The organism is Lacrimispora sp. (genome assembly GCF_046972725.1).
GTDB lineage: Bacteria > Bacillota > Clostridia > Lachnospirales > Lachnospiraceae > Lacrimispora.
In genome coordinates, this window is the sequence record NZ_JBKVXF010000001.1 from 159,524 (window position 1) to 171,918 (window position 12,395).

General features: G+C 43.2%; 11 protein-coding genes. 10 read left to right on the forward strand and 1 reads right to left on the reverse strand.

Features of this window, described 5'->3' with window-relative positions:
• The first annotated feature begins 17 nt into the window (after window positions 1-17).
• Complete coding sequence (locus ACLTWA_RS00790; RefSeq protein WP_412325654.1) at window positions 18-1,421, forward strand: sensor histidine kinase; 1,404 nt, start codon at window positions 18-20, stop codon at window positions 1,419-1,421.
• A 33-nt stretch (window positions 1,422-1,454) separates the two neighbouring features.
• Window positions 1,455-2,342 (forward strand): DegV family protein, encoded by an 888-nt coding sequence (locus ACLTWA_RS00795; protein WP_412325655.1) that lies wholly within the window; start codon window positions 1,455-1,457, stop codon window positions 2,340-2,342.
• 4 nt (window positions 2,343-2,346) lie between these two features.
• Here ACLTWA_RS00795 and ACLTWA_RS00800 read toward each other — a convergent pair whose 3' ends face one another.
• Window positions 2,347-2,697, reverse strand: coding sequence for a NusG domain II-containing protein (locus ACLTWA_RS00800; protein ID WP_412325656.1), 351 nt, complete (start codon window positions 2,695-2,697; stop codon window positions 2,347-2,349).
• Between the two features lie 187 nt (window positions 2,698-2,884).
• On the opposite strand from ACLTWA_RS00800, the gene ACLTWA_RS00805 reads away from it, so the two are divergent.
• From ACLTWA_RS00805 to ACLTWA_RS00840, 8 genes are all read left to right on the forward strand, one after another.
• The gene (locus tag ACLTWA_RS00805) at window positions 2,885-4,156 is read left to right on the forward strand and encodes a hypothetical protein (RefSeq protein WP_412325657.1); all 1,272 of its coding nucleotides are present in this window, start codon (window positions 2,885-2,887) and stop codon (window positions 4,154-4,156) included.
• A gap of 97 nt (window positions 4,157-4,253) precedes the next feature.
• Window positions 4,254-4,769, forward strand: coding sequence for a Gx transporter family protein (locus tag ACLTWA_RS00810; protein ID WP_412327148.1), 516 nt, complete (start codon window positions 4,254-4,256; stop codon window positions 4,767-4,769).
• 86 nt (window positions 4,770-4,855) lie between these two features.
• Entirely contained in the window at window positions 4,856-6,373 is a 1,518-nt protein-coding gene (gene galT / locus ACLTWA_RS00815; protein ID WP_412325658.1) for a UDP-glucose--hexose-1-phosphate uridylyltransferase, read from the forward strand.
• A gap of 149 nt (window positions 6,374-6,522) precedes the next feature.
• A complete protein-coding gene (locus tag ACLTWA_RS00820) occupies window positions 6,523-7,386 on the forward strand; it encodes a YitT family protein (RefSeq protein WP_412325659.1) in 864 nt (287 codons plus the stop codon).
• 215 nt (window positions 7,387-7,601) lie between these two features.
• A complete protein-coding gene (locus ACLTWA_RS00825; protein WP_412325660.1) occupies window positions 7,602-8,633 on the forward strand; it encodes an ABC transporter substrate binding protein in 1,032 nt (343 codons plus the stop codon).
• A 146-nt stretch (window positions 8,634-8,779) separates the two neighbouring features.
• Window positions 8,780-9,694, forward strand: coding sequence for an ABC transporter permease (locus ACLTWA_RS00830; protein ID WP_412325661.1), 915 nt, complete (start codon window positions 8,780-8,782; stop codon window positions 9,692-9,694).
• 2 nt (window positions 9,695-9,696) lie between these two features.
• The gene (locus ACLTWA_RS00835) at window positions 9,697-10,494 is read left to right on the forward strand and encodes an ABC transporter ATP-binding protein (RefSeq protein WP_412325662.1); all 798 of its coding nucleotides are present in this window, start codon (window positions 9,697-9,699) and stop codon (window positions 10,492-10,494) included.
• 234 nt (window positions 10,495-10,728) lie between these two features.
• Complete coding sequence (locus tag ACLTWA_RS00840; RefSeq protein ID WP_412325663.1) at window positions 10,729-12,333, forward strand: SH3 domain-containing protein; 1,605 nt, start codon at window positions 10,729-10,731, stop codon at window positions 12,331-12,333.
• Window positions 12,334-12,395: the final 62 nt, after the last annotated feature.

Here is a 12,395-nt window from a genome sequence, read left to right on the forward strand (position 1 = left end):
AAGAAGCGGAGGGTTTCATGAGACGGGCAATTTTTGCAAAGTTTCTCCAGGTTATTTTAGTAGTACTGTTGCTCAGTACATTTATATTTTATATTGCTTCCAGCAGTGCACTGCTTAAGAATTCCAGAAAAGATATGCTTTATACTCTGAGTGCCATTGATAAGATCATTAATTACAGCGGGGACATTACCGGTGAGGTGGAGAAACTGAAGACAGTCTTAAATGGTAAGCAAAGCCGGTTTACTGTTATCCGTATGGACGGGGTCGTAGTCGCTGATACCATTGATGTTCCGGTAGCTTCTCTTGATAACCATTCAGAACGGGAAGAAGTAAAAAAGGCAAAAGAAGAGGGAGAGGGGTACTCCAGACGGTACTCCGATACTCTGAAAGAGAACATGCTTTATGTGGCCATCCGCTCCGCTGAGTCAGATTATATTCTGCGCATGGCCACTCCTTATACGGGCATGAAGGAATACTTAATGCTCTTGTTGCCGGCGGTCTGGCTCAGCTTTCTCGTTGCCATCATGTATTCCGCTTTTTCGGCAGACAGCTTTGCCGAATCCATTACAAAACCTTTAAAAGAGATATCCCAGGAGATGTTAAAGGTAAACGGAGATTATACGGACCTTTCCTTTGAAACCTACCAGTATCCGGAAATTAATATCATTGCGGAAACCACCACAAAGATGTCAAGTAATGTCAAGGATTATTTGAATCAGATTGAAATGGAAAAACAGATCCGGCAGGAATTTTTCAGTAATGCTTCCCATGAGCTGAAAACACCCATTACTTCTGTGCAGGGATATGCGGAACTTTTAGAAAGCGGAATCATCGCAGATGAAGGACAGAAAAAGGATTTTATTAACCGCATTAAAAAAGAAGCCGTTAATATGAATAATCTGATCAATGACATTTTGATGATTTCCAAGCTGGAGACAAAAGAGGCGGAAGTTTTAATGAGTGATGTCCGTCTTTCTATTGTGCTGGACGATATTATTGAATCCATAAAGCCGCTGGCAGCCTCCCATGAGGTACTGATTCATATGGACTGCAAACCCCTTTGCATTTATGCCAACGGGCAGCAGATGAAGGAGCTGTTTGGAAATCTGATTACAAATGCGGTAAAGTACAATAAGCCAGGGGGAGAAGTGTGGGTAAAGGTAACAGAAGAAGACCGGAATGTAATCATCCAGGTAAAGGATAACGGGATGGGAATCCCAAAAGATTCTCTGGGCCGGATCTTTGAACGTTTTTACCGGGTAGATAAAGGACGCAGCAAGAAGCAGGGCGGCACAGGTCTGGGGCTATCCATTGTTAAACATATTGTGAATTTTTATCATGGAACTATTACCGTACAATCAGAACTTGATGTGGGAACGGAATTTACGGTAAAGATTCCAATTCAGGGAAAAGTATGTTAAAATGGAAACAAACCATACCAGGAGGAATTATTTATGGGAAAATTTATTTTGACCTGCTGTTCAACCGCTGATATGCGCAGGGATTATTTTATACAGCGTCAGATTCCTTATGTTTGTTTTCATTATACGATGGACGGAGTAACGTATTCCGATGATTTAGGGGAAAGCATTTCTTTTGAAGAATTTTATGACCGGATAGCAAAAGGAGCCATGCCGATAACATCTCAGGTCAATGTGGATGAGTACTGCCAGTTCTTTGAGCAGTTTTTAAAGGAAGGAAAAGACGTGCTGCACCTCACCCTTTCTTCCGGCATATCCGGAACTTACAATTCCGCCTGCGTGGCAAGAGAAGAGATGCAGTTAAAATATCCGGACAGAACGATAGAAGTCGTGGATTCCCTTGGTGCATCGTCAGGCTATGGACTGCTCGTTGATGCTGTAGCCGATTTACGGGATAAAGATGTTTCCTTGGAGGAAGCGAAAAAATGGGCAGAGGAAAACCGGTTATTTGTGCATCACTGGTTTTTTTCCACCGATTTAACAAGTTTTAAACGGGGAGGAAGAATTTCTGCAACTTCCGCCATGCTTGGAACTGTGCTTAATATTTGTCCTCTTATGAACATTAACGAAAGCGGACGTCTGGTCCCTGTGCAAAAGATTAGGACAAAGAAAAAAGCAATCCAGGAAATAGTCCGTATGATGGAACTTCATGCAGCCGGAGGTCTTAATTACAACGGGAAATGTTTTATATCAAATTCTGCCTGTGAAAGCGATGCCAGAGAGGTGGCAGCGCAGATTGAACAGCGTTTCTTAAAACTTTCCGGTCCTGTGGTGATAAACAGTGTAGGCACCGTAATCGGTTCCCATACCGGGCCGGGTACGGTTGCCCTGTTCTTCTTTGGAGATAAAAGAAGTGAATAAATAATCATTCTCCGATGATCCGTACGATCAAATGGTTGGGCAGACATACGATGTTTTCCCCTGTAAGTTCTACCCATCCCTGATGCACGCAGATTTTATCCGGGCAGGAGGCTTCCAGTATATGGACCTTTCCGTTTTTTATGACGACTTGGTTCGTGCCCCCGTTATAGCCTTCTACTGTAATATCAGCATCCTGGGAAAGATCCAGCGTCTGTATCACAATGCCATCCACAGATATTTCTGCTTTTCCGGCTGGTTTTGCAAAAAGAATCTGATTTACCAGAAGCAAAGCCCCGGATACAGATAAAATTATAACAATTAAAAGAATTTCTTTTTTGTGTTTTTTTAATATCATGTCATGTAATCTTTCTTCTTTTATTTTTGCTTTTTATAAATTAAAACGATATAAAAAGAAACTAATCTTATTTCATTATAGCACATAAATTCTACTCTTACCAAAGATAAATAATCAATAAAGTGATTGATAGATGATTGTACCGTATGTTAAAATAAAATCAAAGTATATCAGGCGGGAGGAAGTTATGAAAAAAGGAAACTCAAATACGAAAAGAAATGGGTATATTGGACTGGGAGTAATGATTTTGTTGGCCGGTGCTACAATTTTTGGTTCAGATCCTCTCTATCAAGCCATTGACAGCCGGGCAAAGGCTGATATAAGTAAAGAAAGCAGCAAAGAAACAGTATCCCAATGGAAAGACGGGACTTATTCCTACGAAGCTCCGGAATACGATGAAAACGGCTACAAGGATCAGGTGGTAATGACCATTAAAGGAAATGCGATTACGAGCCTTACCTGGGATTGTATCAAAGAGGATGGATCCAAAAAGAGCCAGCTCTCCATGGAAGGCAAATATGTCATGACGGAGAACGGCCCCAAGTGGCATGAGCAGGCAGAAGCAGTGGCAGCTTATGTGCTGGAGCATCAGGGAGTAGACGGCCTAACGAATGCAGAAGGATATACTGATGCCATTGCCTCTGTCAGCATAAACCTTAACGGTTTTGTAAATGGCGTAAAAGACTGCTTAAGCCAGGCTTCCGGTGGTTCAGAAGAGACAAAGTCTTCTTTAAAGGATGGAACCTATTCCTACGAAGCTCCGGAATACGATGAAAACGGCTACAAGGATCAGGTGGTAATGACCATTAAAGGAAATGCGATTACGAGCCTTACCTGGGATTGTATCAAAGAGGATGGATCCAAAAAGAGCCAGCTCTCCATGGAAGGCAAATATGTCATGACGGAGAACGGCCCCAAGTGGCATGAGCAGGCAGAAGCAGTGGCAGCTTATGTGCTGGAGCATCAGGGAGTAGACGGCCTAACGAATGCAGAAGGATATACTGATGCCATTGCCTCTGTCAGCATAAACCTTAACGGTTTTGTAAATGGCGTAAAAGACTGCTTAAGCCAGGCTTCCGGTGGTTCAGAAGAGACAAAGTCTTCTTTAAAGGATGGAACCTATTCCTACGAAGCTCCGGAATACGATGAAAACGGCTACAAGGATCAGGTGGTAATGACCATTAAAGGAAATGCGATTACGAGCCTTACCTGGGATTGTATCAAAGAGGATGGATCCAAAAAGAGCCAGCTCTCCATGGAAGGCAAATATGTCATGACGGAGAACGGCCCCAAGTGGCATGAGCAGGCAGAAGCAGTGGCAGCTTATGTGCTGGAGCATCAGGGAGTAGACGGCCTAACGAATGCAGAAGGATATACTGATGCCATTGCCTCTGTCAGCATAAACCTTAACGGTTTTGTAAATGGCGTAAAAGACTGTCTGACCCAGGCTTCCAGATAACAGGTCAGATTATATATCCCGGAGATAGGTTTTGATAGAAAATAACCGCTCTCCGGGATTTTACATAGGTAAAAAAGAAGTAAAGGGAGAGGGTTCCATGAAGGGAAAAAAATCAGCACAAATGGCATCGCTCTATGGAATGTTAATCGCACTTGCCTTTGTTCTCAGCTTTGTTGAAACGTTGATACCTGTTTCCATGGGGATTCCCGGAATGAAATTAGGGCTTGCAAATCTGGTGACTCTGGTAGGCCTTTACACCATTGGAACAAAAGGGACGATGGTTGTAGCTGTTTTAAGGATATTACTGGTGGGATTTACCTTCAGCAATCTGTTTGCAGTGTTTTACAGCCTTGGAGGCTTTGGACTCAGCATTCTGATTATGGTGCTGTGCAAAAGGTATAAATGGTTCGGAACCATTGGAATCAGCATTGCAGGCGGCGTGGCGCATAATATCGGACAGATCTGTGTGGCGGCATACGTTGTTAAGCAGGCGGGAGTCTTTTATTATCTGCCAATGCTTTTAATCGCAGGCACAGGTGCAGGTCTTATTATCGGCCTTCTGGGAAACATGATCATTGACCGAATTGGCAGTTATCTAAGAAAAATGCAGTAAAATCAAAAGATATTCTATTGTTTTACCAGTTTCAGAACGATATAATTAGGAAAACTAGGTAAAAGAAAACAGGAGGAATGGCGGGAATGATTTACATGGCAATGAAAAAGCTGGTGCAGTATGGACTCAATACAGGCTTAATCAAAGAAGCAGACCGCAATTATGTAGTGAATCAGATTTTAGATGTGTTGAAACTGGACGAGTATAAGGAACCGGATGAAGAGTTTTCGGAAATTGATCTGGAGGCCGTTTTAAAAGAACTGCTGGATTATGCCTGGGATATGGGACTGATCGAAGAAAACACCGTTACCTATCGTGATTTATTTGATACAAGGCTTATGAACTGCCTGATGCCAAGACCAAGTGAAGTGGAGCAGATGTTCTGGGGGCTTTATAATCACCAGTCACCTCTTGCTGCCACGGAATATTTCTATAAGCTGTCTCAGGATTCTGATTATATCAGAAGGTACCGGATCAAAAAGGATATGCGGTGGATCACTCCCACCAAATACGGAGATTTAGATATTACCGTTAATTTATCAAAACCGGAAAAAGATCCAAAGGCCATTGCAGCAGCAAAGCTTGCCAAACAAAGCGGTTATCCCAAATGCCTCTTATGTATGGAGAATGAGGGATATGCAGGCAGAACCGATCACCCGGCCAGGAATAACCACCGCATCATTCGGTTAAACATCAATGACAGCCAATGGGGCTTCCAGTATTCTCCTTATGTATATTATAATGAGCACTGTATTATATTTAACGGACAGCATATCCCCATGAAGATCGAGAGGGAAACATTTGTAAAGCTGTTTGATTTTGTAAAGCAGTTTCCTCATTACTTCCTGGGTTCTAATGCAGACCTTCCCATCGTAGGAGGATCCATTCTATCCCATGACCATTTTCAGGGAGGCAATTATGACTTTGCTATGGCAAAGGCCCAAATGGAGACGGAATACTGCATAAAAGGCTTTGAAGGGGCAACAGCCGGCATTGTAAAATGGCCGATGGCAGTTCTTCGTACCAGAAGCAAGGACCCGGAGGAACTGATTGCCCTTGGAACAAAGGTTCTTGATGCATGGAGGAAATATACCGATGAGGAAGCCTTTATTTTTGCTGAGACCCAGGGGCAGCCTCATAACACCATTACCCCTATTGCAAGAATGAAAGACGGAATGTATGAATTGGACCTTGTTTTGAGAAATAACATAACTACGGAAGAATTCCCGTTAGGAGTATACCATCCCCATCAGGACCTTCATCATATAAAGAAAGAGAACATCGGACTGATCGAGGTCATGGGGCTTGCCGTTCTCCCCTCCAGACTGAAGGAAGAATTGAATCTTCTGGAAGAATACATGGTAGAAGGAAAGGATATCAGATCAAACCCGGAGATTGAAAAGCATGCGGATTGGGTGGAGGCTTTCCTTCCGGGCTATGAATCAGTAACCAGAGATAACGTGGAAGATATCTTGAATAAGGAAGTTGGACGGGTATTTGAACGGGTATTGGAGGATGCCGGTGTGTATAAATGCAATGAGGAAGGACGCAGGGGATTTGAACGTTTTTTGACCAGCGTTGGTTTTGTTCCGGCCTCACAATAGAAACATTGTGAGACTATCAGATAGATTGATGTTTGTAATTGTTTTCCCTTTGAGTTATATTCTATTAGAGGTCAAAAAAAGCGGCCTGATTTCATAAAAAATGATACGAAACCGGACAGAATGAGCCGGAGGGAGACTTGAATACTGTCATGAAACGGATAGAAAATAAAACACTGAGAACGCTTGAGGAATATGGATTGATTACGTTCAGCATTTGGATAATGGTAGTGGGGATTTATTTCTTCAAATTTCCAAATAATTTTGCTTTTGGAGGCGTTACAGGCTTTGCTACTGTGATCAGTGCATTCACACACTGGTCGGCCGGTCAGTTTACGAATATTGTGAACTGGGTGCTGCTGGTAATTGGATTTTTGTTTTTGGGAAAGGGCTTTGGCGTCAAAACTGTTTATGCTACGATCCTGATGTCCATATCCTTATACCTTCTGGAACGGTTATATCCAATGAAAGGACCTCTTACCTCAGAACCGCTTCTGGAGCTGATTTTTGCCATTCTTTTGCCGGGTGTGGGCTCCGCGTTGTTATTTTATGCGGGAGCCTCCAGCGGCGGCACAGACGTGATCGCTATGATTCTTAAGCGTTATACCAGCTACAACATCGGAACCGTGCTTTTGCTTGTGGATCTGGCGGGAGTGATCATGGCTTATTTTGTATTCGGTCCTCAGACAGGGCTGTTTTCATCATTGGGCCTTATGGCAAAGTCCCTGGTTATTGACGATATCATCGAGAATATAAATTTGTGTAAGTGCTTCAGTATTATCTGTGATGATCCGGCGCCTATCTGTGATTATATTATTCACGGACTGAACCGGAGCGCTACTGTTTATGAAGCACAGGGAGCATTCAGCCGTCATAAGAAGACCGTTATATTAACCACCATGAAGCGGTCACAGGCGTTAAAGCTTAAAAATTATATACGATCAGTAGAGCCAACTGCATTTATCTTGATTTCAAATTCCAGTGAAATCATTGGAAAGGGATTTTTAACCAGTTAGCTATGAAAACCGGAGTATTTTATGCTTCGGTTTTTTGTTGTAAAAAAATCTGAATTGAAGATGAAATTATAGTGCATTTTTAACAAAAATATACTTTAACGCTTTAAAATCCAACAAAATTAAAGTAATAAAATTGACGAGGGGTGTTTTTTGTAGTATGATACCAGATAAGTTCAAAACAGGACAAGATTTTGAAAGGTAGAGGAGAGAAGTTTATGAAAAAAACGAAGAAAGTATTGTCACTGATTCTTGCTGGTGCCATGATGATGTCCCTCGCTGCATGCGGCGGAAAAACCCCGGAGGACAAGGGAACCTCCGCAGATACGACCGCTCAGGAATCTGCCGGCGGGACAGAGACGACCGGAGAAAAAACGGCAGACGGCAAGCAGTATAAGATCGGTGTTCTCCAGCTGGTACAGCACACCGCTTTGGATGCGGCAAATAAAGGGTTCATCAAGGCGCTTGATGATTCCGGCATTAATTATACCGTAGATCAGCAGAATGCTGCCGGAGACCAGTCTACCTGCCAGACCATTGCCAGTAAGCTGGTCAATGACGGTAATGATCTGATCCTGTCCATTGCAACACCGGCTGCTCAGGCAGTAGCAGGTGCTACCAGCGACATTCCGGTTCTGGTGACTGCAGTTACCGACCCGGCAGCATCTGACCTGGTTGAAAGTAACGATGCTCCGGGAGGCAATGTAAGCGGTACTTCCGATCTGACTCCTGTTAAAGAGCAGATTTCTCTGTTAAAGCAGATTCTTCCTGAAGCAAAGACGGTAGGAATTCTTTATGCTTCCGCAGAGTCCAACTCTGAGATTCAGGCGAAGATGGCAAAAGAAGCAATTGAAGCAGAAGGAATGACAGCAGTTGATTATACCGTATCCAGCTCCAATGAGATTCAGACCGTTGTAACTTCTATGGTAGGCAAGGTTGATGCTATCTATGCACCTACAGATAATACCATTGCAGCCGGAATGACGACTGTAGCCATGGTGGCCAATGAAAACGGCCTTCCGACCATCTGCGGAGAAGAAGGCATGGTTAAGGCAGGCGGACTTGCTACTTACGGAATTGATTACTTTGAACTGGGTTACTTGACCGGCCAGCAGGCAGTGAAGATCTTAAAAGATGGGGAAGATATTTCCAAGATGCCCATTGAATACCTTCCTGCAGAAAAGTGCAAGCTTTCTGTCAATGAAGAAACAGCAAAAACATTGGGAATTGATGTTTCCAACCTGAAATAACAAATCAAAACAGGTGAATAACAGGCGGTCCATGCAACTGGTCCGCCTGGATCACCCATAGATGCTTTACATAAAAAATGGTGGCTGCATTTTTTATGTAAGGCATTTATGCCTGTAAAAAGAGAATATATGTGGAGGAATGATAGATGAGTGGTTTGCTGGTATCCTTACAGGATGCAGTGGTACAGGGCGTATTATGGGGAATTATGGTGTTGGGAGTTTACATTACCTATAAGCTTTTAGACATTGCAGATTTAACCGTTGACGGAAGCTTTGCCATGGGCGGCTGTGTATGCGCAGTCATGGTATTGGTTTTTAAGATGGACCCGTGGGTTGCATTGCTCGTAGCAGGTATATCGGGAATGGCGGCCGGTGCGGTGACTGGATTGTTACATACGATCTTTAATATACCTGCAATTTTAGCAGGTATCCTGACTCAGATCGGACTCTGGTCCATCAACCTTAGGATCATGGGCGGAAAAAGTAATATTCCGTTGTTAAAGACCGATACCGTGGTCTCTAAATTTATTGATATGACAGGTCTTGGAAAGCAGGCGGCAGCCCTTATAATCGGTGTTGGGATCGCCATCATTATGATCGGGCTTCTGTACTGGTTCTTTGGAACGGAAATCGGAAGTTCCATGCGTGCAACCGGCAATAATGAGGCCATGATCCGTGCACAGGGAGTAAATACCAACTGGACCAAGCTTTTAGCCCTGACCTTAAGCAACGGGCTTGTAGGCATTTCCGGAGGTCTGGTCTGTCAAAGCCAGAAGTATGCCGATATTGGTATGGGAACCGGTGCGATTGTAATCGGTCTGGCTGCAATTGTAATCGGTGAAGTGCTCATGGGAAAACTCCACTCCTTTGGCAGTAAGCTGGCTTCTGCAGTCGTAGGCTCCGTGATCTATTTTGTGATTCGTGCCGTTGTTTTAAGAATGGGTATGAATGCCAACGATATGAAACTTTTATCTGCTGTGATTGTCGCTGTTGCGCTCTGCGTTCCGGTAGTCATTCAAAGATGGCGCTTAAAAGCATCTTATACGGAAGGAGGAGAGTAATTATGCTGGATATTAAGAATGTAAAAAAGACGTTTAATAAAAATACGATCAACGAGAAAAAAGCATTGAACGGCATCAACCTCCATCTGAATGAAGGGGATTTTGTTACTGTCATTGGCGGAAATGGAGCAGGTAAATCCACCACCCTTAACATGATTGCAGGTGTCTATCCCATTGATTCCGGTAAGATTGAAATTGACGGCGTTAATATTTCCCTTTTTCCAGAATATAAGAGAGCCAAATACATCGGCAGGGTCTTTCAGGATCCCATGATGGGAACGGCTGCCGGTATGGAGATCCAGGAGAATATGGCTCTTGCTTACCGGAGAGGGAAAAACAGAAGCCTTGCATGGGGAATTAAATCCAGTGAAAAAGTGTTTTATCAGGAAGCCCTTAAAAAACTGGGGCTTGGTCTTGAAAACCGTTTGACTAATAAGGTGGGACTCCTTTCCGGAGGACAAAGGCAGGCGCTTACTCTCTTAATGGCGACCTTACGCAAGCCCAAGATACTTCTCCTTGATGAACATACTGCGGCTCTTGATCCTAAGACGGCAAAAAAGGTTCTTGAGATCACGAAAGAAATCGTGGAAGAACAGAATCTGACGACACTAATGATCACTCATAATATGAAGGATGCCATTCAGATCGGAAACCGTCTGATTATGATGCATGAAGGCCGTATCATTTACGATGTGTCCGGAGAAGAAAAGATGAATCTGGAAGTGGAAGATCTTTTGAAGAAGTTTGAAGAAGCGAGTGGGGAAGAATTCGCTAACGACCGGATGATACTGGCAAAGTAAAAAGGCTAATAACATGGGTTTGGTGCTGCATGTAAAGACGGCATCTGCCCATGTTTTCTTTATGTCTGTTATTTACTAAAACTTACTGATTTTTTAATGATGTAACAAAATCTTAATATTTTTTTGTATGTCAAATATCGCAAAACATGGCATAATATGCTATACTTAGTCGAATAGACTCATAGTCTGAATCGGTGATCCGATAGAATGTTTGAGGATGGAGAGAAAGACAGAATGGATAATAACGATAAAAAGGATTATGTAATTCGTTTGGATAAAGCAAGAAAAAAACGTAATAAAGGTGATTATAAAAAGTTTTTGATCATTGGCGGTGCCGGTGTTATTCTGATAGCAGCCGTCACAGCAGCCGGAGTGGCTATGAAAAGAAACGGAGCAGCGGCTCCCGCAGCATTGGCTACCGCTTCCGATGGGTCAAAGCTTGCTGATTTTTCCCGGGAAGCCGGTAAATCAGGGGACAGTGCAAAGTCTTCCGAAGAAGCAGCCAGGGAAGCAGAAGAAATCAAGAAAGTTATAGCATCCTATAAAGATCTTGGAATTGTAAAAGCAACCGGTTATTTAAATGTCAGAAAAGCCCCAAGTACAGAAGCGGAGGTAATTGGAAAGCTGCAGGGAGACGGTGCCTGCGATATTTTGGAAAAGACAGAAGACGGCTGGTATAAGATATCTTCCGGAGGAATCGAAGGGTATATCAAATCCGATTATGTGATTACCGGAGAGGAAGCGAAGAAAAAAGCAGAGAGTCTGGTCAAGTTAAGAGCAGTAGTCAGTGCTGACAGTATGAATATCAGAAAAGAACCATCTAAAGATTCGGATTCTGTGGGGCAGGCTCTGGAAAATGAGCGGTATGAAGTATTAGGGCAGACGGATGGCTGGGTACAGATTGCCTCCGGTTATTTGTCTTCGGATTTTGTAAAGCTGGAATATTCCTTAAATGAAGCGAGAAAACTGGATTTAAAGGCTATGGTCTTTAATTATTATAAAAACATTGGAATATCTGATGTGGATAACTATTTAAACGTAAGAGAAGAACCTAATGAAAATGGCAAGATTATTGCCAAGATGCCGAGTAAAGCGGCAGGCGATATCCTGGAGACGACTGCTGACGGGTGGTATAAGATCCAGTCCGGAAGCATAACCGGTTATGTGAAATCTGATTACATTTTAACGGGACAGGCAGCGAAGGATGAGGCCATGCAGGTAGCAGAGCTGATGGCCATTGTGAGCACTGATATGCTCAATGCAAGATCTGAGCCAAGCACGGACTCCAAGATATGGACTCAGTTATCCAATAATGAACGTTACCCTGTTTTAAAGCAGATTGACGGCTGGGTTGAAATTGAACTGGAAGAAGACAGCAGTGCCTATGTAGCCACTGATTTTGTGGATGTACGGTATTCCCTTCCGCAGGCGGTTAAATTCTCGCCTCTGGAAGAAAAAGCCAACGCACAGGCATCGTTGAGAACGCAGATCGTAAATTATGCCTTGCAGTTCCTCGGCAATCCATATGTATGGGGCGGCACCAGCCTTACAAAGGGAGCAGACTGTTCCGGATTTACCATGTCAGTCTTTTCACATTTTGGTATCGGACTTCCACACTATTCCGGTTCTCAGGCAGGTATGGGAACTGCAGTTAAATCCGGGGATATGAAGCCTGGAGATCTGGTATTTTATGCCAATAGCAGAGGAACCATCAATCATGTGGGGATTTATATTGGAAATGGTCAGATTGTAAATGCTGCCAGCAGAAGAAGCGGTATAAAGATATCCACCTGGAATTACCGTACACCCGTACGGATTCGTAATATCATCGGTGATTGATTTTATTGACAATGAATGATATTTCTGAGTGAAAGTGATTTAATGATTCACCCCCAAAAAGA